Below are 23,587 nucleotides of genomic sequence, written 5' to 3' on the forward strand. Positions count from 1 at the left end.
CCGTTGCGGGAGAGGGCGGACGACGTGCTCAGGCCAGGTACTCGGTGGGAATGACCGCCTCCCCGCGCGACAGCTGGGTGGCCGAGAGCGGCAGCCGCCCCCGCGCGGCCGCGTGCCGCTCCCGTACCGCGTCGAGGGGTTCACGGGCGACGACGTCGCCGCCCTTGACCAGCTCGACGAGGAGCTGGCGGTCGGCGAGGTCGGCGGGGACGGGCCCGGTCCCGATGACCTCGGCCTCGGCGACCCCGTTCGCGTCGACGCGCCGCGCGGCCCACTTGCGGCCGCCGAGGGACGACTTCCCGCCGAGGGACTTCTTGGCGACGGGTTCGAGGGGCGCCTTGGGGTCGGCGCCGCGGGCGCGGGCGACGAGCTTGTAGACCATGGAGCAGGTGGGGTGCCCGGAGCCGGTGACCAGCTGGGTGCCGACGCCGTACGCGTCCACGGGCGCCGCGGCGAGCGAGGCGATGGCGTACTCGTCGAGGTCGGAGGTGACCACGATCTTGGTGTTCGGGGCACCCAGCTCGTCGAGTTCCTTGCGCACCCGGTGGGCGACGAGCAGCAGATCGCCGGAGTCGATGCGGACGGCGCCAAGATCGGGCCCGGCGATCTCGACGGCCATCCGGACGGCCTCGCCGACGTCGTAGGTGTCGACGAGCAGCGTGGTGCCCCGGCCGAGGGCGTCGACCTGGGCGCGGAAGGCGTCCCGCTCGTTGTCGTGGACGAGGGTGAAGGAGTGCGCGGAGGTGCCGACGGTCGGGATGCCGTAGCGGAATCCGGCCGCGAGGTCGGAGGTGGTGGTGAAGCCGCCGACGTAGGCGGCCCGGGCGGCGGCGACGGCGGCCAGCTCGTGGGTGCGGCGGGCGCCCATCTCGATCAGCGGCCGGTCGCCCGCGGCGGAGGCCATGCGGGACGCGGCGGCGGCGATGGCCGAGTCGTGGTTGAGGATGGAGAGGATCACCGTCTCCAGGAGCACGCACTCCGCGAAGGAGCCCTCGACCCGCAGGATCGGCGAGCCGGGGAAGTACGTCTCGCCCTCCGGATAGCCCCAGATGTCCCCGCTGAAGCGGTACGAGGCCAGCCAGTCGAGCGTCGGTGAGTCCACGACGCCGCGCTCGCGCAGGAAGGCGAGGACACCGGCGTCGAAGCGGAAGTTCTCGACGGCGTCCAGGACCCGCCCGGTTCCGGCCACGACGCCGTAGCGGCGGCCCTCGGGCAGTCTGCGGGTGAACACCTCGAAGACCGAGCGCCGGTCGGCGGTGCCCGACTTCAGCGCGCCCTGCAGCATCGTCAACTCGTAGTGATCCGTGAAGAGCGCGGTGGAGGGGACATCCACCGGCAGCCCCAGGTCATGCTCCCCAGAGTTCATGACAAGGATGCTACCCCGCATCTCGTCACTCTGACGATTTCGGGGGTCCGTTTGTGCGCCCGGCCCTCCCGGGTGGCAGCATGGGGCAAGTGAGTAGCGCTGCTCCCGTAGAGATCACACGCCCGGACGCGGAAGAGGAGACCTTCGCGGTCCCCGAGCCGGACGTTCCGTGGATCACGCTCGTGCACAACGACCCGGTCAATCTGATGAGCTATGTGACCTATGTCTTCCAGACGTACTTCGGGTACTCGAAGGACAAGGCCACCAAGCTGATGATGGACGTGCACCACAAGGGCCGGGCCGTCGTCTCCAGCGGTTCCCGCGAGGAGATGGAACGCGACGTGCAGGCGATGCACGGATACGGGCTGTGGGCAACGCTCCAGCAGGACCGGAAGTAGCGACGCGACTGATGCCAGGACACTTCGAACCGATCCCGGGCGGCGGCGCGGCCGTCGCGCTCGACGAGGTCGAGATCTCGATCATCCGCTCGCTGGCCGTGCAGCTCCTCGAGCTGATCGGCCCGGGGGACGAGCCCGCGGGCGACGACGGCGACCCGTTCGCGGAGCTGTTCGCCGAGGGCCCGAGCGAGCCGCCCACCGACCCGGTGCTCAAGCGGCTGCTCCCGGACGCGTACGGCGGTCCCGGCAGCGAGCCGGGATCCCTGGAGAAGGCCGACGAACTGCGGGCGTACTCCGCCGAGTTCCGCCGCTTCACCGAGAACGACCTGCGGGCCCGCAAGCGGGACGACGCGCTCGCCGTGATCCGCTCCCTGGACGCGCTCACCGTCGCGGGCGAGGGCGGTGCCGTCCTGAAGCTGTCCGCGGAGGAGTCGCGCAGCTGGCTCGGCGCGCTCAACGACCTGCGGCTCGCGATCGGCGCCCGGCTCGACGTGACCGACGAGGAGGACACCGACATCCTCTACCGGCTGCCGGACTCCGACCCGCGCAAGCCGATGGTGATGGCCTATCTGTGGCTGGGCGGGCTCCAGGAGACGCTCGTCGAGACCTTGATGCCGTGACGCCGGTGCCGTGACGGCCCGCCGCCGATGTCGTGACGGTTTTCCGACGTTCGCGTGACGTCGGTTTGAAGATCACAGACGTTCGCTCAACGGACGCTCAAATCCGGATAACGATCCTGTCACCTCGGCGCCCTCTTTGGGGCGTCGAGGTTTCTTTGTCCGCTTCTTCCTGTGCCGTATGCCACATATGGCTCATTCGATCACTGTGACGGTCGTGATAAATCTTCACGACCGCTCGGTGACGCCACCCATGTCACCGGGGGCGCTAGAGGCCGGCAGACCGTCGGCGGCACTCCATCACCATCCGGGGGGATCAGGACCTGGTCCGCGGCGAAACCGCAGTTCGCGGCGCGGATCAGCATGGAGAAAGGCGTCACCATGACCTCAGTGCAGGTCGAAGAACACCACGACGGGCACGGCGGCAATGGTTCCGCGGCGGCCACGGAGGGCGCGTCCGGCGACAGCGAGGGTTATCAGCGCGGGCTAGGCGCCCGGCAGATCCAGATGATCGCGATCGGCGGTGCCATCGGCACCGGCCTGTTCCTCGGCGCGGGCAAGGCCATTCACAAGGCCGGTCCCAGCCTCATCCTCGCGTACGCCATCGCGGGCCTCGTGATCTTCTTCATCATGCGCGCGCTCGGCGAGCTCCTGATGTACCGGCCCGTGTCGGGCTCGTTCTCGGAGTACGCCCGTGAGTTCGTCGGCCCGTTCTTCGGGTTCGTGACCGGCTGGACGTACTGGCTCTTCTGGGTCGTCACCGGCATCACCGAAGTCACCGCGGCCGCCCAGTACATGCAGTACTGGACACATGACTCCATTCCACAATGGGCGTACGCGCTGATCTTCACGGTCATCCTGTACGGCGCCAACCTGATCTCCGTGAAGCTCTTCGGCGAGCTGGAGTTCTGGTTCTCGATGGTCAAGGTCACCGCGATCATCGGCATGATCCTGATCTGTGCCGGCATCCTCACCATCGGCTTCTCCGACGCCGGTGACACCGCGTCCGTCTCGCACCTGTGGGACAACGGCGGCTTCTTCCCCAACGGCATCGGCAACACGCTGATGACGCTGCAGATCGTGATGTTCGCCTTCCTCGCCGTCGAGCTGGTCGGCGTCACCGCGGGCGAGTCCAAGGACCCGAAGAAGACCCTGCCCAAGGCGATCAACACCGTGCCGTGGCGCATCGCCGTCTTCTACGTCGGCGCCCTGATCATGATCCTCTCGGTCGTGCCGTGGACGTCGTTCCAGCCGGGCGTCTCCCCGTTCGTCGCCGCCTTCGAGAAGATGGGCCTCGGCGTCGGCGCCGCGATCGTGAACTTCGTGGTCCTCACCGCCGCGCTCTCCTCCTGCAACTCGGGCATGTACTCCACCGGCCGTATGCTGCGCGACCTCGCGCTCAACGGCCAGGGCCCGAAGTTCTTCACCAAGCTCACCAAGAACGGCCTGCCGCTGGTCGGCACCACCTTCTCCGCCGCGCTGATGCTCGTCGGCGTGTGGATCAACTACCAGTGGCCGGGCGAGGCGTTCAACTACGTCGTCTCCTTCGCCACCATCTCCGGCATGTGGGCCTGGATCATGATCCTGGTCTCGCAGATCAACTACCGCCGCAAGGCCGACCGCGGCATCGTGCCGCAGTCCACCTTCCGCGCCCCCGGCGCCCCGTACACCAGCTGGTTCGCCCTCGCCTTCATCGGCATGGTCATCGTGATGATGGGCATCGACAAGGACGCGCGGATCTCGCTGTACTGCGCGCCGATCTGGGCCGCGATCCTGTGCGTGTCCTACCTGGTCCTGAAGAGCCGCGACCCGGAGGCCGCGGCCTTCAAGAAGCGCGTGCACGGCGGCCCGGCCGCCGAGGACGCCGCACCGGTCACCAAGGACTGACCCGTCCGGGGTCGCCAAGGACTGACCCCGGACGCCTCACGTCCAGCATGCGGGCGGCCCCGTACCACACTTCGGTACGGGGCCGCCCCGCTGCTTATCCTGGCCGACATGCTGACCATCACCCAGGCCCTCCACGACCAGATCGTCGCGCACGCGCGCAAGGACCACCCCGACGAGGCGTGCGGCGTCGTCGCGGGGCCTGCGGGCACCGACCGTCCCGAGCGCTTCGTCCCGATGCTGAACGCGGCCCGCTCGCCCACGTTCTACGAGTTCGACTCCGCCGACCTGCTGAGGCTCTACCGCGACCTGGACGACCGCGACGAGGAGCCCGTGGTCATCTACCACTCGCACACGGCCACGGAGGCCTACCCCTCCCGCACCGACATCAGCTACGCCAACGAGCCGGGCGCCCACTACGTCCTCGTCTCCACCGCCGACACCGACGACGCCGGACCCTTCCAGTTCCGCTCGTTCCGGATCGTCGAGGGCGAGGTCACCGAGGAGGAGGTCAGGGTCGTCCAGGCATACTGAGCGGGAGCTTTACGACCCTAGAGGCGGCAGGACCCAGGAAGCCGGTGGAAATCCGGCGCGGTCCCGCCACTGTGACCGGCCGCGCCCGCGCCCGGGAGTCAGGAACTGACCTGCCGCCTCCTCCACATGCACTCAGGGGACGCGGAAATCCCCTGGAGGAGGCCCGCACCCCATGCGTACCCGCGCCCTGCTCGCCGCGGCGGCGATCCTGCTGCCGCTCACCGCGTGCTCGTCGTCCTCGTCGTCCGACGACGACTCCGGAAACTCCGACGCCAAGGCCGCCGGATTCCCGTACACCGTCACCAACTGCGGGACGAAGACGACATACGACGCACCCCCGAAGCGTGCGGTCACCATGAACCAGCACGTGACGGAGATCCTCCTCGAACTGGGCCTGGAGGACCGCATAGCGGGGACCGCCTACCTCGACGACAAGGTGCTCCCCGAGTACGAGAAGGCGTACGACTCCCGCCCGGTCATCGCCAAGGAGTACCCCTCGTACGAGAAGCTGCTCGCCGCCAACCCCGACTTCGTGTACGGCGGTTACGCGAGCGCCTTCGCGGCGGGCGACGGCCGCTCCCGCGACGCCCTCGCCAAGTCCGGCATCAAGACCCGCCTCAACATCGAGGGCTGCGCCAAGAAGCCCGTCACCATGGACGACGTGTACCGCGAGGTGCGCGAGGCGGGCGCGACGTTCGGGGTCGGGGACCGGGCGGCGAAGTGGGTGCGCGACGCGAAGGCCGAACTGGCCGCCACCGCGAAGCAGTCCGCCAAGGGCGGCAAGAAGCCCTCCGTCTTCGTCTACGACAGCGGCGACAAGACGGCGTTCACCGCGGGCGGCCGGGGCATCGGCAACGACATCATCGAGCGCGCGGGCGGCCGCAACGTGATGTCCGACCTGGACAAGTCCTTCGGCGACGCCTCCTGGGAGACGGTCGTCGACCGCCGCCCCGAGGTCATCGTCATCTACGACTACGGCGCCTCCACCGTCGCCCAGAAGAAGAAGCGCCTCCTGGACGACCCGGCCCTCAAGGACGTCCCCGCCATCAAGAACAAGAGGTTCGCGGTGCTGCCGCTGTCGGACGTGGTGCTGGGGGTGCGGGCACCGGGGGCGGTGAAGAAGCTGGCGGAGCAGATGCGGTGAGGCCTGGGAGCGGCAACTTTCAGCCCGTCTGGCGCTCGGGCGCGAGGCCTGGGGGCGGCAAATTTCGGCCTGTCCGGCGCTCGGGGGCGAGGCCTGGGGGCGGCATATTTGAGCCCGTCCGGCGTTTGAGGACGAGGCGCGGAGCGCCGATCGGGGGCGGCCCGTCCGACCCGAAGGGACCCCCCACCCCCGGGGGCCCGGGGGCAGCGCCCCCGGTTTCGGGAAGGGGCGGGACAGGGGAGCCCCCGGCAGGGCACCCCACCCGCACCCTCCCCTACAGCCTGGTCATCACCGCCCTCGTCCTCGCCCTCGCGGCCGCGAGCCTCGCCGCACTGGCGTGGGGCTCGGTCAGAATCCCCACGGCCGACGTGGTCCAGATCCTGACGGGCAACGCCGACCCCTCCCCGTACCGCACGATCGTCCTGGACGTCCGCCTCCCACGGGTCATCCTCGGCGCGGCCGTGGGCGCGGGCCTCGCGGTGGTCGGCACCACCCTCCAGGCCCTGGTCCGCAACCCCCTCGCGGACCCGTTCCTGCTCGGCGTCTCCTCGGGCGCCTCCGCGGCCGCGGTCGCGGTGATCGTGCTCGGCCTGGGCGCGGGCATGGCGACGACGGTGACGATCCCGGCGGCGTCCTTCGTGGGCGCGTTCCTTGCGCTGCTGGTGGTGTACGCCCTGGCCAGGGAGCCGGGCGGCGGCTTCACGACGAGCCGCCTGATCCTCGCGGGCGTGGCCGTCTCATACGTCCTGGCGGCCCTGACCAGCCTGATCCTGGTCGTCTCGGCCCGCGCCGACCACCTCAAGGAAGTCCTGTACTGGACCCTGGGCGGCCTCGGCAGCGCCCGCTGGGACATGCTCGCCTTGCCGTTGACGGTCCTGGCGGTCGGCACGGCCCTGCTGATCGCCCTCGCCCGCCCGCTCGACCTGCTCCTGGTCGGGGAGGAGGGCGCCACCGTCCTCGGCCTGGACACGGGCCGGTTCCGCGCGGCCGTGTTCGTCCTCGCCTCGCTCGTGACCGGCGCCCTCGTCGCGCACAGCGGGGCCATCGGCTTCGTCGGCCTGATGGTGCCGCACGCGGCCCGGATGCTGGTGGGCGCCGCGCACCGGGCGCTGCTTCCGGTGGCGGCACTGATGGGGGCGGTGTTCCTGGTGGTGGCGGACCTCGCGGCCCGCACGGTCGCGGCGCCGCAGGACATCCCCGTGGGGGTGCTCACGGCGCTCACCGGCGGCCCGTTCTTCCTGTGGCTGCTGCGGCGCGGCCGGACGCGGGAGGGGGCGGAGGCATGAAGCTCCGTACCGAGAACCTCACCTACGACACCCCGTCCGGCCGCCGCCTCGTCGACGCCGTCTCACTCTCCGTCTCCGCAGGTGAGACGGTGGGCCTGGTCGGCCCCAACGGCAGCGGCAAGACGACGCTCCTGCGCTGTGTGTACGGGGCGCTCACGCCCACCGGCGGCCGGGTCCTGCTCGACGGCGACGACCTGGCGGACGCCGGCGTCAAGGCCCGCGCCCGCCGCATCGCCACGGTCCCGCAGGACGGCCAGACGGGCTTCGAACTCACCGTCCGCCAGATCGTCGCCATGGGCCGCTCCCCGCACAAACGCTTCTGGGAGGGCGACACGGCCGCCGACGAGGAACTGGTCCGCGACGCCCTGGAGCGGGTCGGCGCCGCGGCCCTGGCCGGGCGCGGTTTCGCGCGGCTGTCCGGCGGCGAGCGCCAACGCGTCCTGACCGCACGGGCGTTGGTGCAGGAACCGGCCGTCCTCGTCCTAGACGAACCGACGAACCACCTGGACATCCGCTACCAGCTGGAGATCCTCGGCCTGGTCCGCGGCCTCGGCACGGCCAACCTGCTCGCCCTGCACGACCTGACCCTCGCCGCGTACTACTGCGACCGCCTGTACGTCCTCGACGCGGGCCGGGTCGTCGCCTCCGGGCCGCCCGGGGACGTCCTCACCGGCGAGCTCCTGGCGGAGGTGTACGGGGTCGCGGCGGAGGTGGCGGTGCATCCGGCGACGGGGGCGCCGACGGTGACGTACCTGCCCGGGGTGGTGGGGGAGCCCCGGGCCTGAGCCCGCGGCACCCTGCCTCCCTACGGCCGGAACGCCTTGCCCCCTACGGCCGGAACGCCTTGCCACCTACGGCCGGAACGCCTTGCCCCCGACAGCCGGAACGCCCTGTGCCCGACGGCCGGAACACCCCGCCCCGTCCGGCCACCGAACGCGATCCGTCCGGCATCCGAGATCACATTCCGGGTCCCGGACCGGGAATCGTTACGATGACCGCATGGTTTCGAACGACGTGAGCATCCATACGACGCCGGGCGCCCTGCTCGTCGGCCGGCTGCACGTCGACCTGTGCCGTCTCGCCAGCGCCATCTGTCGGCCCTGACGGGCGCCGCCCCGCCCGCCGCACCGCGGCGGTGAGCCACGGCGCCGTACCCGCGGCCCCCGCACCCCGCCGCCCGCCCTCGCGCGGCGCGCCCCGCTCCGCACCAGCACGGCACCACCCACGCAGCGCCCCCGCACCAGCCCCCGCTCCACTTCCGATCCACTCCCGATCCACTCCCGACAGGAGCCCCGCATGGCCATCGAGGTCCGCATCCCGACCATCCTCCGCACCTACACCGACGGCGAGAAGGCCGTCCAGGGCAGCGGTGACACCATCGCCGCGCTCTTCGCCGACCTCGAGTCGCGGCACGCGGGCATCCAGGACCGGCTGATCGACAAGGACAAGGGCAACAGCCTGCGCCGCTTCGTGAACGTCTACCTCAACGACGAGGACGTCCGCTTCCTCGACGGCGTCTCCACCAAGCTCACCGACGGCGACAGCGTCACGATCCTGCCGGCCGTCGCCGGCGGCATGGCCTGAGGGACCCGGCTCCCCGATGCGTTACGACTCCCCGCTCGCGGCCGTCGGCAACACGCCGCTGGTCCGCCTCCCGCGTCTGTCGCCGTCCCCGGAGGTCCGCGTCTGGGCCAAGCTGGAGGACCGCAACCCGACCGGCTCGGTCAAGGACCGCCCCGCCCTCCACATGGTCGAACAGGCCGAGAAGGACGGCCGGTTGACGCCCGGCTGCACCATCCTGGAGCCCACCTCCGGCAACACCGGAATCTCCCTCGCCATGGCGGCCCGGCTCAAGGGCTACCGCATCGTGTGCGTCATGCCGGAGAACACCTCCCAGGAGCGGCGCGACCTGCTGACGATGTGGGGCGCGGAGATCATCTCCTCGCCCGCGGCGGGGGGTTCCAACACGGCCGTACGCGTCGCCAAGGACCTGGCGGCCGAGCATCCGGACTGGGTGATGCTCTACCAGTACGGCAACCCGGACAACGCGGGCGCCCACTACGCCACCACCGGCCCCGAGATCCTCGCCGACCTGCCCTCCATCACCCACTTCGTGGCGGGCCTCGGCACCACCGGCACGCTCATGGGCGTCGGACGTTTCCTCCGCGAGCAGCGGCCCGACATCAAGATCGTCGCAGCGGAGCCCCGCTACGACGACCTCGTCTACGGTCTCCGCAACCTCGACGAGGGCTTCGTCCCCGAGCTCTACGACGAGTCCGTCCTCACCACCCGCTTCTCCGTCGGCTCCGCCGACGCCGTGACCCGCACCCGGGAACTCCTCCGCGAAGAGGGCATCTTCGCGGGCGTCTCCACCGGTGCCGCCCTCCACGCCGCCATCGGCGTCGGCCGCAAGGCCGTCAAGGCGGGCGAGCCCGCCGACATCGTCTTCGTCGTCGCCGACGGCGGCTGGAAGTACCTGTCCACCGGCGTCTACACGGCGGCGACCGACGAGGAGGCGATCGCGACGGTCCAGGGCCAGCTGTGGGCGTAGCCCGGCTGGGAGCTCCCCAACCCCGCCCCTTCCCGAACCCGGGGCTCCGCCCCGGACCCCGCTCCTCAAACGCCGGAGGGGCTGAAACTTACCCGCACATCATCTAGCCCGTCCGGCGATTGAGGACGAGGCGCGAAGCGCCGATACGGGGTCCGGGGCGGAGCCCCGGTTACGGGAAGGGGCGGGGCTGGGGAGCGCCCCCGCAAGGCCTACCCGGCCAGATGCCGCACCTGATCCCACAGCACCGGATCCACCACCCCCGCCCGCCGCCGGAAGTCCCACACAGGAACCTCCCGCAGCTCATCGGTCTCCAGGAAGCTCGCCCGCCCCCGCGCGTCCCCGACGGCCCCGGGCGGCAACGGAATCACCCCGGCCCGCTCGTCCCGGTACTTACTGGTGATCTTCGCGACGCGCACCCGCTCCCCGTGCACGGCGAGCACGAGACAGGGCCGGTCCTTCCCCCCGGCCCCACCCTCATAGGGCACCCGCGCCCACCAGATCTCCCCGACCTGAGGCCGCCCGCCCCCCTCCGACCCCCGCGGCCGCCCGGCCGGCCGACGCCGCCGCGCGGGACGGCCGGAGCGGGCCCACCCGTCCACGAGGGCCACGAGAAGGGCGAGTACCACCACGGCGGCCAGCGCCGGCCACCACGACGTGTCCATGGCCCCGACGGTACCGGCGCCCCCCACTCCGCGCCGCCGCACCGGACCCCTTCGGGCGCCCCCGAACCGGTGACACCCCAGGTGAGTTCGCCCACAACGGCCCACGACGAAGGAGCGAGCCGCCCTTTCGCGCTTTACGCTCGACGGACCGCACGCCCCCGTTTCCCCGATCGCCAGCGTGGAGGTTCCAGCTCTATGAAGCTCACCGTCGTCGGCTGCTCGGGGTCGTTTCCGTCCGCGGACTCGGCCTGCTCGAGCTACCTCGTCGAGGCCGACGGCTTCCGGCTGCTGCTCGACATGGGCAATGGCGCCCTGGGCGAGCTGCAGCGCCACATCGGTCTGTACGACCTCGACGCGATCTTCCTGAGCCATCTGCACGCCGACCACTGCATCGACATGTGCGCGTACTTCGTGGCCCGCTACTACCGGCATGACGGCGGCCGCTGCGCCCCCATCCCGGTGTACGGCCCCGAGGGCACCGAGCAGCGCCTGACCACGGCGTACGCCGACACGCCCTCCGCGTCGTCGATGAGCGAGGTCTTCGACTTCCACACGGTCAAGCCCGGGGCCTTCGAGATCGGCCCGTTCGCGGTGCGTACGGAGAAGGTGTGCCACCCCGTCGAGGCGTATGCCATCCGCGTCGAGCACGGCGGGCGGTCGCTGACGTACTCCGGGGACACCGGCACCTGCGCGGCCCTCGACGAGCTGGCCGCCGACACGGATCTGTTCCTCTGCGAGGCCGCGTTCACGCACGGCAAGGAGAACATCCCGGACCTGCATCTCAACGGCCGTGAGGCCGGGGAGTCGGCCGGTCGCGCGGGTGCGCGGCGCCTGGTGCTCACGCACATCCCGCCGTGGACGGACCCGGCGGTGAACCTCGCCGACGCCCGGGAGGTCTTCACCACCGGTCCGACGGAGCTCGCGGCCGCGGGGGCGACGTACGAGATCTGAGAGTCGGTGGTACCAAGACGTGGGCCCCGGAACCGTTCGGTTCCGGGGCCCACGTCATGCCGCTCGGGTGAGGCTCACGCCTTGGTGAGGTCCTCGACCTCCTCCTCGGGCTCGCGGCCCGGGGTCGGCAGGTTGAACTTGACGATCGCGAAGCGGAAGACGACGTAGTAGACCGCCGCGAACACGAGGCCGATCGGGATGATCAGCCAGGGCTTCTCGGCGAACTTCCAGTTCAGGACGTAGTCGATGGCGCCCGCCGAGAACGTGAAGCCGTGGTGCACGCCCAGGGCCCAGGTGACGGTCATGGCGACGGCCGTGAGGATCGCGTGGATCACGTAGAGGACCGGCGCGATGAACATGAAGGCGAACTCGATCGGCTCGGTGATGCCGGTGACGAACGAGGTCAGCGCGAGGGACATCATCATGCCGCCGACGACCTTGCGGCGCTCGGGGCGGGCGGTGTGCGTGATGGCCAGGGCCACGGCGGGCAGCGCGAACATCATGATCGGGAAGAAGCCGGACATGAACTGACCCGCGGTCGGGTCGCCGTGCATGAAGCGCTGGATGTCGCCGTGCCAGACGGCACCGGCGGAGTCGGTGAAGGAGCCGATCTCCTGCCAGGCGACGGTGTTCACGAACTGGTGCATGCCGACCGGCAGGAGCGCGCGGTTGACCACGCCGAAGATGCCGGCGCCGACCGAGCCGAGGTCGGTCATCCACTCGCCGAAGTTGGTGATGGCGTCACCGACCGGGCCCCAGGCGAGGCCGAAGACGACACCGAGGGCGGTGCCGATGAAGGCCATCAGGATCGGGACCAGGCGGCGGCCGTTGAAGAAGCCGAGCCAGTCCACCAGCTTGGTGCGGTGGAACCGCTGCCAGACGACGGCGGATATGAGGCCCATGATGATGCCGCCGAAGACCTTGGGGTCGTTGTACGTCGCGGCGACGTCCGCGCCCTTGGTGATCTTCGCCTCGGTGACCGGGAACGCGGTCAGCACGTTCTTGTAGACCAGGAAGCCGACGAGCGCGGCGAGCGCGGTCGAGCCGTCCGCCTTCTTCGCGAAGCCGATCGCGACACCGATGCAGAACAGCAGCGGCATGTTCGCGAAGACGGCGTCACCGGCGGTGGCGAAGACCGTGGCGACCTTGCCCCAGCCGAGGCCGTCGGCGCCGAACACGTCCGGCTGGCCGAGGCGCAGCAGGATGCCCGCCGCGGGCAGGACGGCGATCGGCAGCTGCAGGCTGCGTCCCACCTTCTGCAGACCCTGCAACACACTTGAGCCCCGCTTCTTCGCGGGCGCCGCCTTGGCGGTGGCCGTACTCATGACTTCCTCCATGTGCGGGTGCTGTCAGGGGACAGTTCAGGGGGTGCGACAGCATCCAGGTGGTCTACACCACTCAGTGGTGTAGACCTGTTGTAACACGGTTAAGGCGACATAAGGAACCCGCGATTCCTGTGGGGTCGGCCATAACACCGCATCCACGGCGAAAGGCCCCCGGACCGAAGGGTCCGAGGGCCAGGCAAAGGGTATCGCGGGAGGTTCCGCTTCCTTGCCTACGCCTTGGTCTGCTCCTCGTCCAACGCCTTTGCCTCCTCCTCCGGTTCGCGTCCCGGAGTGGCCAGGTTGAACTTCTTGATCACGAAGAGGAACAAGAAGTAATAAACCACCGCGAAGCACAGTCCGATCGGGATGATCAGCCAGGGTTTCGTGGCCAGGCTCCAGTTGATGACGTAGTCGATGAGGCCGGCGGAGAAGCTGAAGCCGTCCTTCACCCCGAGGCCCCAGGTGACCGCCATCGAGACGCCGGTGAGCAGCGCGTGGATCGCGTACAGCGCGGGCGCGATGAACAGGAACGAGTACTCGATCGGCTCGGTGATGCCGGTGACGAAGGACGTCAGGCCGACCGAGAGCATCAGGCCGCCGACCACCTTGCGCCGCTCGGGGCGGGCCGCGTGCGTGATCGCGAGGGCCGCCGCGGGCAGCGCGAACATCATGATCGGGAAGAAGCCCGAGGTGAACTGGCCCGCCGTCGGGTCGCCCGCGAGGAAGCGGTTGATGTCGCCGTGGACGACCGTGCCGTCCGCCTTGGTGTAGTCGCCGAACTGGAACCAGACGAAGGTGTTCAGGAACTGGTGCAGGCCGACCGTGAGCAGCGCGCGGTTGGCCACGCCGAAGATGCCCGAGCCCAGCCAGCCGAGGTCGACCAGCCACTTGGAGAAGCTGGTGAGCCCGTCGCCGATGGGCGGCCAGACCCAGACGCACAGGCCCGCGAAGACCAGGCCGACGAACGCCATGATGATCGGCACCAGGCGGCGGCCGTTGAAGAAGCCGAGCCAGTCGACCAGCTTCACGCGGTGGTAGCGCTGCCAGAACCAGGCGGCGAGCAGGCCCATGACGATGCCGCCGAAGACGCCTGGATTCTGGTACGCGGCCTGGGCGGAGGTGCCGTCCTCGGCCACGCAGACCCCGCTCCACATCCCGGCGCCCGCGAAGTCGGCGCCCGCCGGGCAGTCCTCGGGGAACGCGCGCAGGACCGCGTAGTAGACGAGGAAGCCCGCGACCGCGGCGAGCGCGGTGGAGCCGTCCGCCTTCTTCGCCATGCCGATCGCGACGCCGATGCAGAAGAGGAGCGGCAGGCCGAGCGAGGAGTCGAGCAGGGCGCCGCCCGCGGCCGCGAAGACCTTGGCCACATTGGTCCAGCCGAGGCCGTCCTCGCCGAAGACGTCCGGCTGGCCGAGCCGGTTCAGGATGCCCGCGGCGGGCAGTACGGCGATGGGCAGTTGCAGGCTGCGGCCCATCTTCTGCAGGCCCTGGAACAGGCCGTTCCACCACTTCTTCTGGGGTATCGCGGCGGCAGTGGAACTCATCGGCGTTCCTCCCGGAACCGGCCAGGTTTGGCGGTCGTTGAAAACTGGTGTAGACCAGTTGTGGACGGTGGTCGGCACCGCCCCCACTAGGGGTGACACCTTGATCGTCATGATTGGGTACGAGTGCCGTGACCGCCCGCGAAGATGGGCCAACCGTGCGTTACCGTGACAAAGCGGACCTACGGTGTCGTGGCCGCGTCCTTTTCAGAGCAGGGAGAACACCATGGCCAGCAAGGCTGAGAAGATCGTTGCCGGGCTCGGCGGCATCGACAACATCGAAGAGGTCGAGGGCTGCATCACCCGCCTCCGCACGGAGGTCAAGGACCCGGGGCTGGTCGACGACGCCGCGCTGAAGGCCGCGGGTGCGCACGGGGTCGTGAAGATGGGCACGGCGGTTCAGGTCGTCATCGGGACCGACGCGGACCCGATCGCCGCCGACATCGAGGACATGATGTAACGCTTGCGCTGAGCCGCGCAGTGAGGGCCCGCTCCGCTCGTCGGAGGGGCCCTCACTGCGTGCGGGGGCACCCCCGTCCGGCCCGAGGGCGGCGTTCGTCCCGATAGGCTCGGGCCATGTCTCGTATCGACGGCCGTACCCCCGAACAGCTCCGCCCGGTCACCATCGAACGCGGGTGGAGCAAGCACGCCGAGGGCTCCGTCCTCGTTTCCTTCGGCGACACCAAGGTCTTCTGCACGGCCTCCGTCACGGAGGGCGTGCCCCGCTGGCGCAAGGGCAGCGGCGAGGGCTGGGTCACCGCCGAGTACTCGATGCTCCCGCGGTCCACCAACACCCGCGGCGACCGCGAATCCGTACGCGGCAAGATCGGCGGCCGCACGCACGAGATCAGCCGCCTCATCGGCCGCTCGCTGCGCGCCGTCATCGACTACAAGGCCCTCGGCGAGAACACCATCGTCCTGGACTGCGACGTCCTGCAGGCCGACGGCGGCACCCGCACCGCCGCCATCACCGGCGCGTACGTCGCCCTCGCCGACGCCGTCGCCTGGGCCCAGGGCAAGAAGCTGATCAAGGCCGGCCGCAAGCCCCTCACCGGCACGGTCAGCGCGGTCTCCGTCGGCATCGTCGGCGGCGTACCGCTGCTCGACCTCTGTTACGAGGAGGACGTGAAGGCCGACACCGACATGAACGTCGTGTGCACCGGCGACGGCCGCTTCGTCGAGGTGCAGGGCACCGCCGAGGCCGAGCCGTTCGCCCGCGAGGAGCTGAACGCGCTGCTCGACCTCGCCGTCGGCGGCTGCGTCGACCTCGCCACGTACCAGCGCGAAGCGCTCGAAGCGGTCAGGTAGGGCATAACGCCGGGCGCGGCCCAAGTGCCGTGCGGCGCGGTCGAGTTGCGTCAAGGATGAGGGCGGGTCGCGGTTCGGCCCGCCCGGTGGGGGAAGCAACCCTCGGGGCCCGGACGGGCGTTCTTACGGATGCGGGCGTACGGGCCAAGCCGTACGTCCGTCCGCACCGGGGAGGGAATTCCGCATGGCCGCGCGCCACCGCCGTACCGCTACCGCCATCATCACCGCTCTGATCGCAGTTCCGGCGGTCTCCGGCCTCGTGGCCTGCGACCCCGTCGACAAGGCCGTCGACTGCGTCAAGACGGCCGACGCGATCCACGACAACGTCCAGGACATGCAGGAGGCCGCGCAGGACGCCGCGCTGAACCCCAGCAAGGCCGACGACTCGCTGGACGACATCGAGGACAACCTCGACGACATCCGCGACAAGTCCGACGACGCCGACGTGGACAAGGCCCTCGACCACCTGGACAAGGCCATCGACAACATCCGCGACGCCTCCAAGGACGGCGGCGACAAGTCGCCCGACCTCAGCCCGGCCGTCGACGCGGCCAAGGAGCTGACGAAGGTCTGCACCGACTGACCGGGGACGGTGGCGCGTCCCGTTCCGGGGGACACGGTGAGAGGCACGACGTGTCACGCCGACGGGACGGGGGCGCGCCGGAACGGCCGGTCACGGGGCCGCGATACTGGTCCCATGACCCGCCTCATCCTCGCCACCCGCAACGCCGGAAAGCTCACCGAACTGACGGCGATCCTCGCCGCCGCCCGGCTCGACCACGAGCTGGTCGGCGCGGACGCCTACCCGGACGTCCCCGACGTCAAGGAGACCGGCGTCACCTTCGCCGAGAACGCGCTCCTGAAGGCGCACGCCCTGGCCCGGGCCACCGGGCTTCCCGCCGTCGCCGACGATTCGGGCCTGTGCGTCGACGTGCTCGGCGGCGCCCCGGGCATCTTCTCCGCGCGCTGGGCGGGCCGCCACGGCGACGACCGCGCCAACCTGGACCTCCTGCTCGCCCAGCTCGGCGACATCGACGACCCGCACCGCGGCGCCCACTTCGCGTGCGCGGCCGCCCTCGCGCTGCCGGACGGCACCGAGCGGGTGGTCGAGGGGCGGCTCCTCGGCACCCTGCGGCACACCCCGGCGGGCACGGGCGGCTTCGGCTACGACCCGGTGCTCCAGCCCGAGGGCGAGACGCGCACCTGCGCCGAGCTGACGGCGGACGAGAAGAACGCGATCAGCCACCGCGGCAAGGCGTTCCGCGCGCTGGTGCCGGTGGTGCGCGAACTGCTCGGTTGACCCGGACAGAACTCGGCTGACCCGGACAGAACCTGTCCTGGACTCGGCCGGACCCGGACCGGACACGGTGAAGGGCGCCTCCTCGGAGGCGCCCTTCGTGTCGCGTGCGGCCGGAGGGACTCGAACCCTCACGGGTGTTACCCCACTGGGACCTAAACCCAGCGTGACTGCCAGTTCCACCACGGCCGCGTGCCGCGCCCATCGTAATCGCCGCCCCGCGGGGACGGCCGGGGGAGTCAGAACTTCGGCGCCGTGGCCTGCGCCGCAACGAGCTCGGCGGCCTCCTCCTTGCTCTCCACCGACGGCGGCGAGCCGCTGAGGGGCCGCTGCGCGGTCTCCTTCATGCAGGCCACCGCGACGATGCCGACGACGGCGGCGGCCATCGCGTAGTACGCGGGCATCATGTCCGTACCCGTGACGCTGATCAGCGCGGTGATCACGAGCGGCGCGGTGCCGCCGAACAGCGAGGCGGACAGGTTGTAGCCCACCGACAGGGAGCCGTAGCGCACGGGGGTGGGAAACAGCGCGGGCAGCGTCGCCGACATCGTGCCGAGCAGGCACACCAGGGACAGGCCGAGCATCAGCATGCCCGCCGAGACGGCGACCAGGGCGCCCTGCTTGATCAGCAGGAAGGCCGGGACCGACAGGACGAAGAAGCCCGCCATGCCCGTCATCAGGAGCGGCTTGCGGCCGTAGCGGTCCGACAGGACGCCGATCCGGTTGATCACCAGCATCAGGACCACCATCGTGGCGATGAGGATCAGCAGCCCGTGCGTGTCGTCGTAGCCGAGCTCGTCGGTGAGGTACGTCGGCATGTACGACAGGAGCATGTAGTCGGTGATGTTGTACGCGCCGACCAGGGCGACACAGAGGATCAGCGTCGGCCAGTACTCGCGGAAGATCTTCGCCAGGTCGCCCTTGGCGGAGGTCTCGACGGCGGAGGCCGCCTCGGTCGCCGAGTGGTACGTCTGGTCCTCCAGCTTCTGGAACGCCGGGGTCTCGTCCAGACGCAGCCGCAGATACAGGCCGACCAGGCCGAGCGGGCCCGCGACCAGGAACGGGATCCGCCAGCCCCACGCCTCCATGGCGCCGTCGTCCAGCGTCGTGGTCAGGACGGTGACCAGACCGGCCGCGCCCACGTACCCGGCGAGGGTGCCGAACTCCAGGAAGCTGCCGAAGTAGCCGCGCCGCTTGTCCGGCGCGTACTCGGCGATGAAGGTGGAGGCGCCGCCGTACTCGCCGCCCGTGGAGAAGCCCTGCACCAGGCGGAAGAGGATCAGCAGCACCGGGGCCCAGAAGCCGATGGTGGCGTAGCTCGGGATCAGGCCGATGGCGAAGGTGCCGACCGCCATCAGGATCATTGTCAGGGCGAGGACCTTCTTACGGCCGATCTTGTCGCCCATCGGGCCGAACACCATGCCGCCGAGCGGCCGCACCAGGAACGACACCGCGAAGGTGGCGAACGACGAGATCAGCTGGACGGTGTCGTTCCCGGACGGGAAGAAGACATGCCCGATGGTGACGGCCAGATAGCTGTAGATGCCGAAGTCGAACCACTCCATGGCATTGCCGAGCGAGGCCGCCTTCACCGCGCGCCGCACGGCCGCCTCGTCGGTGACCGTGATGTCGGTGCGCCGCAGGGGCGGGTTCCGGCGCCGTCTGATGGCCCGGAACAGTGCGCGGTGACGTTTCACCGCCGCCGGGTCGGCGCCGGGCAGGACGTCGGCCTCGGGGTCGGCCGGGTGCCGGCTGGCCGCCATGGAGCTGATCCTTTCGCTGACGATGGTCCACGGGATCACTTGCTCGCAGTCCGCGATCGCAAACGAAAGCCCCCTGTGAGGGGGGCTTCGTCACATCTGCGGGCGGCGGGTGGACCGGCGCCGGAAAGGGCGGGTCAGACGCCCAGATCCCGGATGATCTTGGCCACGTGGCCGGTGGCCTTCACGTTGTAGAAGGCGTGCTCGACCTTGCCCGCCTCGTCCACGACGACCGTCGACCGGATCACACCGGTCACCGTCTTGCCGTACAGCTTCTTCTCACCAAAGGCGCCGTACGCCTCCAGGGTTTCCTTGGACGGGTCGCCGACCAGCGTGACCTTCAGGTTCTCCTTCTCGCGGAACTTGGCGAGCTTCTCCGGCTTGTCGGGGGAGACGCCGATGACGTCGTAGCCCGCGGCCGCGAGCACGTCCAGGTTGTCGGTGAAGTCGCAGGCCTGCTTGGTGCAGCCGGGGGTCAGGGCGGCCGGGTAGAAGTACACGATGACCTTGCGGCCCTTGTGGTCCGCGAGGGAGACGTCCTTGCCGTCGGCGTCGGGCAGGGTGAAGGCGGGGGCGGTGTCCCCGGGCTGAAGTCGCTCGCTCATTTCCGGTCTCCTCGTGGGCAGCACGCGCGGGCGCGCACGCATCAGGGGTGTGGTGACGGAGTCGAGCGTAATAGGGGTGCCATGGGGTGCGACGGGGGTGAAGCTGACAGACTGTGGAAAGACCGGAACGACCGGAAACAGCACACACCCACGGAGGCAGCGCGGTGTCGGATGCGGATGCCAGGACCCCTGCGCAGATCGAGGCGGACATCAAGCGCCGGCGCGACCAGCTCGCCGAGACCCTCGATGAGATCGGGGTGCGGGTCCACCCGAAGACGATCGTCGGGGACGCCAAGGCCAAGATCGCTTCGAGCGTCGACCAGTCGCTCGGGCGGGCCTATGTCGGTGCGAATCGCTTCGTCTCCGATGTGAAGGCCCAGTTCGTCTCGGCGGACGGTGCGCCCCGCGTGGAGCGGATCGTGCCGGTGGCCCTGGTCGTGGTGGGCCTGGTGGGGCTCCTCGCGGCGGGCTCCAGGCGCCGCAAGGGCTGACCCGGAGGCGTACAGGGCGCGCGAGGGCAGGTAGGTTCGGGGCGTGAGCGCCAAGACATCTGAACCAAGCACCCACGACGACAAACTGCCGATCCGGATGCTGCACGACCGCGTGCTCGTGCGTCAGGACACCGCGGAGGGCGAGCGGCGCTCCGGCGGCGGCATCCTGATCCCCGCGACCGCGGCCGTCGGCAAGCGCCTGGCCTGGGCCGAGGTCGTCGCCGTGGGACAGAACGTGCGCACGGTGGAGCCGGGCGACCGGGTCCTGTACGACCCCGAGGACCGCGCCGAGGTCGAGGTGCGGGGCGTGGCGTACGTCCTGATGCGCGAGCGCGATCTGCACGCCGTGGCCGCGGACCGCTTCGAGGGGTCCGAGGACTCCACCGGGCTCTACCTGTAACGGCGAGAAGGGGCTGGTGACCATCGTCACCAGCCCCTTTTGCATGCCCTTTGCTACCTTGGAAGGACCCCGACGAGACGCGCCGTACCGGGATCCGCAAAGACGACGCACCCCTGAAGTCCCTTTTCCGGAGGTGCCGTCATGGCCTGGGTCCTGCTCATCGTCGCCGGTCTGCTCGAGGTCGGCTGGTCGATCGGCATGAAGTTCACCGAGGGTTTCACCCGCCTGTGGCCGAGCGTGTTCACCGGCGCGGGCATCGTCGCCAGCATGCTGCTGCTGTCCTACGCCGCCAAGACCCTGCCCATCGGTACGGCCTACGGCGTGTGGGTCGGCATCGGGGCCGCCGGAGCCGCGGTGGTCGGCATGGTCGCGCTCGGCGAGCCCGCCACCGCCGCCCGGATCTTCTTCGTCTGCCTGCTGCTCGTCGCCGTCGTGGGTCTGAAGGCGACGAGCGGCCACTGAGGCCCGGCCGGACGGACTGTCCGGCCGGACCGGAAGTCCGGCCGGATCAGCGGCCCGGCGGCGTCAGTCGTCGCCGCGGCCGCGCGGCCCCGTGGCCGTCCCCTGGGTGAGCCCGCCCAGGGCGCCCTGCTGGCCGCCCTGGGCCGCGCCGCCGTCCGCGGCACCCCCGTCGGCCCCTCCGGTCGGCCCTTGGCTCTGCCCCTGCGTCTGGCCCTGGTCCTGGCCCTGCGTCTGACCGCCCTGGTCCTGACCCCCGGTCGGCCCCTGGTTCTGGCCGCCCTGGTCCTGCCCGCCGGTCGGCCCCTGGTTCTGGCCCTGGTTCTGCCCCTGGTTCTGGCCGCCCTGGTCGCCGCCGGTCGCGCCGCCGTCGGCCGCGCCGCCCGTGTCCTCATCGCCGCCGGTGGCGCCGCCCGTGTTCTCGTCGGGGTCCGGCTCCTCGGCGCCCTCCGACGGATCGGGCTGCACCGGTACGTCCGCGCCCTCCTCCAGCTCCAGGTCGAACTCCTTGACCGACTTGCCCTCCAGGGCGTCCTTGGTGAACTGCGCCCAGATCCGTGCCGGATAGCCGCCGCCGTTGATGCGCCGCTCGCCGAGCGCGCCGTACAGCGGCGTCTGCACGGCCGTCTTCGGGTCCTGGCCCATCACGGCCACGACCGTCGCCAGGTCCGGCGTGTAGCCGGCGAACCAGGCCGCCTTGTCCTCCTCGGCCGTACCCGTCTTGCCCGCCGCCGGACGGCCCGCCGCGAGCGCCTCCGTGCCCGTGCCGGAGTCGACCACGCTGCGCAGGATCGACGTGGTGGTGTCCGCGGCCTCGCGGCTCACCGCCGTCTTCTCGCCCCGCTCCGGCAGGACGACGTCCTCACCGTTCTTGGTGATCTTCTCGACGAGCGTGTACGAGCCGTGCTGGCCGTGGTTCGCGAGCGTCGCGTACGCCTCGGTCATGTCGAGCACCGACGCCGTGGACGGGCCGAGCGCGATCGACGGGGACGCCGTGAGGTCCGGGGTCTTCTCCGGCACGCCGAGCGCGACCGCGGTGTCCTTGACCCGGTCGGAGCCCACGTCGACGGCCATCTGCGCGTACACGGAGTTCACGGACTTGTCCGTGGCCTCGCGCACGGTGATGTCGCCGTACTGGCCGTCGTCCTCGTTGGCGGGCGCGTACTGGCCGCCGTCCCAGCCCTGCACCGGACGCCGGTTGTTGCCGTCGTAGATCGTGTTCGGCGTGATCGGGGTGCCGGACTGCGTGGTCGAGCCGTTCTGCACGGCCGAGGTGAACACGAACGGCTTGAAGGTCGAACCGACCTGGTAGTCCCGTCGGGTGGCGTTGTTGACGAACTGCTTGGTGTAGTCGATGCCGCCGTACATCGCGACGACCTTGCCGGTCTTCGGGTCCACGGACGCGCCGCCGACCCGCACGTTCCGGTCGATCTTGCGGGCCTTCTTGTCGAGCTTCGACATCACCTGGTCGTCGACGGCCTTCACGAACGCGTCCTGCCGCGGCTTCTGCAGGGTGGTCGTGATGCGGTAGCCGCCCCGGTGCAGGGCGTCCTCCTCGACGATCTTGTTCTCGATGAGGTAGTCCTCGACGGCCTTGACCACATAGCCGCGCTGCCCGGACAGGTCCTGGTTGCCCCTGGCCTGCTCCGGCGCCGGGAACTTCTGCTTCTCGCGGTCGGCGGAGGACAGCCAGCCCTCCTTGACCATGCCGTTCAGGACGTAGTTCCAGCGGCCCACCGCGTTGGCCTTGTTCTCCGGGTGTGCCGCCACGTCGTAGGCGTTCGGGGCGTTCACGAGCGTCGCGAGGTACGCGCCCTGGCCGACGGTGAGGTCCTCGACGTCCTTGCCGTAGTACGCCTGCGCGGCGGCCTGCACTCCGTAGGCGTTGCGGCCGAAGTAGCTGGTGTTCAGATAGCCCTGGAGGATGTCGTCCTTGCTCACCTCGCGGTCCAGCTTGATCGAGATGAAGAACTCCTTCACCTTGCGGGTGACCGTCTGCTCCTGGCCCAGGTAGTAGTTCTTCACGTACTGCTGCGTGATGGTGGAGCCGGACTGCTTGCCCTTGCCGGTGACCGTGTTCCAGGCGGCGCGGAGCATCGCCTTCGGGTCGACGGCGGACTCGCCGTAGAAGTCCCGGTCCTCGGCCGCGAGCACGGCGTGCTGCACGTGCTTGGGGACCTTGGACAGCGGGACGTTCTCGCGGTTCATGCCCTTGCTGTCGTCGCGGGCGAGCTCGGTGCCGTCGGCGTACAGGTAGACGTTGGCCTGCTTGGTGGCCGTGGCGTTCGCGGGCGGGATGTCGATCAGCAGATAGCCCGCGGTGAAGCCGCCCACGCACAGCAGGACCACGAAGATGAACCCGGCGAGCACCATCCGCCAGGTCGGGAAGAGGCGCCGCCAGCCCTTGCGCTTGGGGCGCTTCTTCTTGCCCGCCTTGCCGGTGCCGCCGTCACCGGGCGCGTCGGCGGCGGCCACGGAAGCGGCGGCGCCCTCGGCCCCGGCCGCTCCCTGCTCGGGCTCGCGCGGCGCCCAGCCCTGGTGCTGCTGCCCCTGGCTCTGCCCCTGCCCCTGGCGCGGTCCCGGTCCCGGGGGGATGGGCCGCAGCTGCTGGGTGGAGGGGTCGGGGGCGCCCTGGGGTGAGCCCTGGGGCACGGCGCCCTTGGGACGGCCCAGCGGGCGGAGCTGCTGGGTGGAGGGGCCGCTGTCGGGTGTGCCGGAGGCGGGAGCGCCCGGAGCGCCGGAGCTGGGTGTGCCGGAGCTGGGTGTGCCGGGGCCGGGTGTGCCCTTCGGCGGTGTCGGGCCGCCGACCGGAGCCCGGTCGCCCGGCTTGCCGCCCGGTGCGGGGTCACTCGGCCGGGAGGCCCGCTCGCCCGGTCCCTCGGCGGGCCCGTCCTGCCGGGCAGCGGGTTCGCTCCGCCGGGCGGTGGGCTCCTCCTGCCCGTCGCCCGGCCGCCGCTGTGGCTCGTCGCTGCTCATGTCTCGCGGAACTCCCGGTTCGCGTCGTACAT

At 70.5% G+C, this 23,587-nt stretch carries 25 protein-coding genes, 1 tRNA gene and 2 riboswitches; of the genes, 18 read left to right on the forward strand and 8 right to left on the reverse strand.

Annotation, left to right across the window (positions count from 1 at the left end; translation table 11 throughout):
- Positions 1 to 28: 28 nt before the first annotated feature.
- Positions 29 to 1,366 (reverse strand): nicotinate phosphoribosyltransferase, encoded by a 1,338-nt coding sequence (locus ACFVHO_RS13655; protein WP_385713180.1) that lies wholly within the window; start codon positions 1,364 to 1,366, stop codon positions 29 to 31.
- A gap of 80 nt (positions 1,367 to 1,446) precedes the next feature.
- On the opposite strand from ACFVHO_RS13655, the gene clpS reads away from it, so the two are divergent.
- From clpS to ACFVHO_RS13705, 10 genes are all read left to right on the forward strand, one after another.
- On the forward strand, positions 1,447 to 1,764 hold the full coding sequence (gene clpS / locus ACFVHO_RS13660; RefSeq protein ID WP_030358347.1) for an ATP-dependent Clp protease adapter ClpS: 318 nt from the start codon (positions 1,447 to 1,449) through the stop codon (positions 1,762 to 1,764).
- Positions 1,765 to 1,775: 11 nt separating this feature from the next.
- A complete protein-coding gene (locus ACFVHO_RS13665; RefSeq protein WP_385713183.1) occupies positions 1,776 to 2,384 on the forward strand; it encodes a DUF2017 domain-containing protein in 609 nt (202 codons plus the stop codon).
- Between the two features lie 378 nt (positions 2,385 to 2,762).
- A complete protein-coding gene (locus ACFVHO_RS13670; RefSeq protein WP_385713184.1) occupies positions 2,763 to 4,268 on the forward strand; it encodes an amino acid permease in 1,506 nt (501 codons plus the stop codon).
- Between the two features lie 108 nt (positions 4,269 to 4,376).
- Complete coding sequence (locus ACFVHO_RS13675) at positions 4,377 to 4,799, forward strand: Mov34/MPN/PAD-1 family protein (protein WP_385713186.1); 423 nt, start codon at positions 4,377 to 4,379, stop codon at positions 4,797 to 4,799.
- Positions 4,785 to 4,928: riboswitch (cobalamin riboswitch) on the forward strand. (Overlaps the previous gene by 15 nt.)
- A gap of 43 nt (positions 4,929 to 4,971) precedes the next feature.
- Positions 4,972 to 5,943 carry an ABC transporter substrate-binding protein gene (locus tag ACFVHO_RS13680; RefSeq protein ID WP_385713188.1) on the forward strand — a complete coding sequence of 324 codons (972 nt, stop codon included), beginning with the start codon at positions 4,972 to 4,974 and terminating at the stop codon, positions 5,941 to 5,943.
- A 287-nt stretch (positions 5,944 to 6,230) separates the two neighbouring features.
- Positions 6,231 to 7,229 (forward strand): FecCD family ABC transporter permease, encoded by a 999-nt coding sequence (locus ACFVHO_RS13685; RefSeq protein WP_385713242.1) that lies wholly within the window; start codon positions 6,231 to 6,233, stop codon positions 7,227 to 7,229.
- A complete protein-coding gene (locus ACFVHO_RS13690; RefSeq protein WP_385713190.1) occupies positions 7,226 to 8,014 on the forward strand; it encodes an ABC transporter ATP-binding protein in 789 nt (262 codons plus the stop codon). The genes ACFVHO_RS13685 and ACFVHO_RS13690 overlap by 4 nt, the downstream gene beginning before the upstream one ends.
- 214 nt (positions 8,015 to 8,228) lie before the next feature.
- Positions 8,229 to 8,333 (forward strand): putative leader peptide, encoded by a 105-nt coding sequence (locus tag ACFVHO_RS13695; RefSeq protein WP_385713192.1) that lies wholly within the window; start codon positions 8,229 to 8,231, stop codon positions 8,331 to 8,333.
- Between the two features lie 192 nt (positions 8,334 to 8,525).
- A complete protein-coding gene (locus ACFVHO_RS13700) occupies positions 8,526 to 8,813 on the forward strand; it encodes a MoaD/ThiS family protein (protein WP_030358339.1) in 288 nt (95 codons plus the stop codon).
- Between the two features lie 16 nt (positions 8,814 to 8,829).
- Entirely contained in the window at positions 8,830 to 9,780 is a 951-nt protein-coding gene (locus tag ACFVHO_RS13705) for a PLP-dependent cysteine synthase family protein (RefSeq protein ID WP_385713194.1), read from the forward strand.
- Between the two features lie 209 nt (positions 9,781 to 9,989).
- Here ACFVHO_RS13705 and ACFVHO_RS13710 read toward each other — a convergent pair whose 3' ends face one another.
- Positions 9,990 to 10,442 carry a type II toxin-antitoxin system PemK/MazF family toxin gene (locus tag ACFVHO_RS13710; RefSeq protein ID WP_385713196.1) on the reverse strand — a complete coding sequence of 151 codons (453 nt, stop codon included), beginning with the start codon at positions 10,440 to 10,442 and terminating at the stop codon, positions 9,990 to 9,992.
- A gap of 195 nt (positions 10,443 to 10,637) precedes the next feature.
- On the opposite strand from ACFVHO_RS13710, the gene ACFVHO_RS13715 reads away from it, so the two are divergent.
- Positions 10,638 to 11,393 (forward strand): MBL fold metallo-hydrolase, encoded by a 756-nt coding sequence (locus ACFVHO_RS13715; protein WP_385713198.1) that lies wholly within the window; start codon positions 10,638 to 10,640, stop codon positions 11,391 to 11,393.
- A gap of 74 nt (positions 11,394 to 11,467) precedes the next feature.
- Here ACFVHO_RS13715 and ACFVHO_RS13720 read toward each other — a convergent pair whose 3' ends face one another.
- Positions 11,468 to 12,718, reverse strand: a complete 1,251-nt coding sequence (locus tag ACFVHO_RS13720; RefSeq protein ID WP_380854682.1) for a PTS transporter subunit EIIC — start codon at positions 12,716 to 12,718, stop codon at positions 11,468 to 11,470.
- Positions 12,719 to 12,948: 230 nt separating this feature from the next.
- Positions 12,949 to 14,262 carry a PTS transporter subunit EIIC gene (locus ACFVHO_RS13725; protein WP_385713200.1) on the reverse strand — a complete coding sequence of 438 codons (1,314 nt, stop codon included), beginning with the start codon at positions 14,260 to 14,262 and terminating at the stop codon, positions 12,949 to 12,951.
- 223 nt (positions 14,263 to 14,485) lie between these two features.
- Here ACFVHO_RS13725 and ACFVHO_RS13730 point away from each other — a divergent pair, with 223 nt between their 5' ends.
- From ACFVHO_RS13730 to rdgB, 4 genes are all read left to right on the forward strand, one after another.
- Complete coding sequence (locus ACFVHO_RS13730) at positions 14,486 to 14,719, forward strand: glucose PTS transporter subunit EIIB (RefSeq protein ID WP_030358333.1); 234 nt, start codon at positions 14,486 to 14,488, stop codon at positions 14,717 to 14,719.
- A 116-nt stretch (positions 14,720 to 14,835) separates the two neighbouring features.
- Positions 14,836 to 15,567: a ribonuclease PH gene (gene rph, locus ACFVHO_RS13735; protein ID WP_385713202.1), complete on the forward strand. Its 732-nt coding sequence runs from the start codon at positions 14,836 to 14,838 to the stop codon at positions 15,565 to 15,567.
- Positions 15,568 to 15,751: 184 nt separating this feature from the next.
- Positions 15,752 to 16,150: a hypothetical protein gene (locus ACFVHO_RS13740; RefSeq protein ID WP_385713204.1), complete on the forward strand. Its 399-nt coding sequence runs from the start codon at positions 15,752 to 15,754 to the stop codon at positions 16,148 to 16,150.
- A 114-nt stretch (positions 16,151 to 16,264) separates the two neighbouring features.
- Positions 16,265 to 16,867 (forward strand): RdgB/HAM1 family non-canonical purine NTP pyrophosphatase, encoded by a 603-nt coding sequence (rdgB, locus tag ACFVHO_RS13745; RefSeq protein ID WP_385713205.1) that lies wholly within the window; start codon positions 16,265 to 16,267, stop codon positions 16,865 to 16,867.
- A gap of 105 nt (positions 16,868 to 16,972) precedes the next feature.
- Here the strand turns inward: rdgB and ACFVHO_RS13750 are convergent.
- From ACFVHO_RS13750 to bcp, 3 genes are all read right to left on the reverse strand, one after another.
- Positions 16,973 to 17,056, reverse strand: a tRNA-Leu gene (locus ACFVHO_RS13750).
- Between the two features lie 47 nt (positions 17,057 to 17,103).
- Positions 17,104 to 18,627, reverse strand: coding sequence for a glycine betaine/L-proline transporter ProP (gene proP / locus ACFVHO_RS13755; RefSeq protein ID WP_385713207.1), 1,524 nt, complete (start codon positions 18,625 to 18,627; stop codon positions 17,104 to 17,106).
- A gap of 134 nt (positions 18,628 to 18,761) precedes the next feature.
- Positions 18,762 to 19,229 carry a thioredoxin-dependent thiol peroxidase gene (gene bcp, locus ACFVHO_RS13760; RefSeq protein ID WP_289950358.1) on the reverse strand — a complete coding sequence of 156 codons (468 nt, stop codon included), beginning with the start codon at positions 19,227 to 19,229 and terminating at the stop codon, positions 18,762 to 18,764.
- 164 nt (positions 19,230 to 19,393) lie between these two features.
- On the opposite strand from bcp, the gene ACFVHO_RS13765 reads away from it, so the two are divergent.
- The 3 genes from ACFVHO_RS13765 to ACFVHO_RS13775 all read left to right on the forward strand — a co-directional run bounded on the left by ACFVHO_RS13765 (position 19,394) and on the right by ACFVHO_RS13775 (position 20,582).
- The gene (locus ACFVHO_RS13765; protein ID WP_385713209.1) at positions 19,394 to 19,720 is read left to right on the forward strand and encodes a DUF3618 domain-containing protein; all 327 of its coding nucleotides are present in this window, start codon (positions 19,394 to 19,396) and stop codon (positions 19,718 to 19,720) included.
- Between the two features lie 97 nt (positions 19,721 to 19,817).
- A complete protein-coding gene (locus ACFVHO_RS13770) occupies positions 19,818 to 20,120 on the forward strand; it encodes a co-chaperone GroES (RefSeq protein WP_106967814.1) in 303 nt (100 codons plus the stop codon).
- 42 nt (positions 20,121 to 20,162) lie between these two features.
- Positions 20,163 to 20,232, forward strand: a riboswitch (guanidine-III (ykkC-III) riboswitch).
- Between the two features lie 29 nt (positions 20,233 to 20,261).
- Positions 20,262 to 20,582 (forward strand): DMT family transporter, encoded by a 321-nt coding sequence (locus ACFVHO_RS13775; RefSeq protein WP_385713211.1) that lies wholly within the window; start codon positions 20,262 to 20,264, stop codon positions 20,580 to 20,582.
- A 63-nt stretch (positions 20,583 to 20,645) separates the two neighbouring features.
- Here ACFVHO_RS13775 and ACFVHO_RS13780 read toward each other — a convergent pair whose 3' ends face one another.
- Positions 20,646 to 23,555, reverse strand: a complete 2,910-nt coding sequence (locus tag ACFVHO_RS13780) for a transglycosylase domain-containing protein (RefSeq protein ID WP_385713212.1) — start codon at positions 23,553 to 23,555, stop codon at positions 20,646 to 20,648.
- Positions 23,556 to 23,587: the final 32 nt, after the last annotated feature.

The organism is Streptomyces sp. NPDC127108 (assembly GCF_042677545.1).
Taxonomy (GTDB): domain Bacteria; phylum Actinomycetota; class Actinomycetes; order Streptomycetales; family Streptomycetaceae; genus Streptomyces.

Bases quoted from the DNA above. Each gene is read 5' to 3' on its own strand.
- ACFVHO_RS13780 (WP_385713212.1), bottom strand. From the start codon at position 23,555: ATGAGCAGCGACGAGCCACAGCGGCGGCCGGGCGACGGGCAGGAGGAG.
- proP (WP_385713207.1), bottom strand. From the start codon at position 18,627: ATGGCGGCCAGCCGGCACCCGGCCGACCCCGAGGCCGACGTCCTGCCC.
- ACFVHO_RS13720 (WP_380854682.1), bottom strand. From the start codon at position 12,718: ATGAGTACGGCCACCGCCAAGGCGGCGCCCGCGAAGAAGCGGGGCTCA.
- ACFVHO_RS13775 (WP_385713211.1), top strand. From the start codon at position 20,262: ATGGCCTGGGTCCTGCTCATCGTCGCCGGTCTGCTCGAGGTCGGCTGG.
- ACFVHO_RS13670 (WP_385713184.1), top strand. From the start codon at position 2,763: ATGACCTCAGTGCAGGTCGAAGAACACCACGACGGGCACGGCGGCAAT.
- ACFVHO_RS13675 (WP_385713186.1), top strand. From the start codon at position 4,377: ATGCTGACCATCACCCAGGCCCTCCACGACCAGATCGTCGCGCACGCG.
- ACFVHO_RS13665 (WP_385713183.1), top strand. From the start codon at position 1,776: ATGCCAGGACACTTCGAACCGATCCCGGGCGGCGGCGCGGCCGTCGCG.
- ACFVHO_RS13730 (WP_030358333.1), top strand. From the start codon at position 14,486: ATGGCCAGCAAGGCTGAGAAGATCGTTGCCGGGCTCGGCGGCATCGAC.
- ACFVHO_RS13695 (WP_385713192.1), top strand. From the start codon at position 8,229: ATGGTTTCGAACGACGTGAGCATCCATACGACGCCGGGCGCCCTGCTC.
- ACFVHO_RS13770 (WP_106967814.1), top strand. From the start codon at position 19,818: ATGCTGCACGACCGCGTGCTCGTGCGTCAGGACACCGCGGAGGGCGAG.
- bcp (WP_289950358.1), bottom strand. From the start codon at position 19,229: ATGAGCGAGCGACTTCAGCCCGGGGACACCGCCCCCGCCTTCACCCTG.
- ACFVHO_RS13680 (WP_385713188.1), top strand. From the start codon at position 4,972: ATGCGTACCCGCGCCCTGCTCGCCGCGGCGGCGATCCTGCTGCCGCTC.
- ACFVHO_RS13705 (WP_385713194.1), top strand. From the start codon at position 8,830: ATGCGTTACGACTCCCCGCTCGCGGCCGTCGGCAACACGCCGCTGGTC.
- ACFVHO_RS13715 (WP_385713198.1), top strand. From the start codon at position 10,638: ATGAAGCTCACCGTCGTCGGCTGCTCGGGGTCGTTTCCGTCCGCGGAC.
- clpS (WP_030358347.1), top strand. From the start codon at position 1,447: ATGGGGCAAGTGAGTAGCGCTGCTCCCGTAGAGATCACACGCCCGGAC.
- rdgB (WP_385713205.1), top strand. From the start codon at position 16,265: ATGACCCGCCTCATCCTCGCCACCCGCAACGCCGGAAAGCTCACCGAA.
- ACFVHO_RS13710 (WP_385713196.1), bottom strand. From the start codon at position 10,442: ATGGACACGTCGTGGTGGCCGGCGCTGGCCGCCGTGGTGGTACTCGCC.
- ACFVHO_RS13690 (WP_385713190.1), top strand. From the start codon at position 7,226: ATGAAGCTCCGTACCGAGAACCTCACCTACGACACCCCGTCCGGCCGC.
- ACFVHO_RS13655 (WP_385713180.1), bottom strand. From the start codon at position 1,366: ATGAACTCTGGGGAGCATGACCTGGGGCTGCCGGTGGATGTCCCCTCC.
- ACFVHO_RS13725 (WP_385713200.1), bottom strand. From the start codon at position 14,262: ATGAGTTCCACTGCCGCCGCGATACCCCAGAAGAAGTGGTGGAACGGC.
- ACFVHO_RS13700 (WP_030358339.1), top strand. From the start codon at position 8,526: ATGGCCATCGAGGTCCGCATCCCGACCATCCTCCGCACCTACACCGAC.
- ACFVHO_RS13740 (WP_385713204.1), top strand. From the start codon at position 15,752: ATGGCCGCGCGCCACCGCCGTACCGCTACCGCCATCATCACCGCTCTG.
- rph (WP_385713202.1), top strand. From the start codon at position 14,836: ATGTCTCGTATCGACGGCCGTACCCCCGAACAGCTCCGCCCGGTCACC.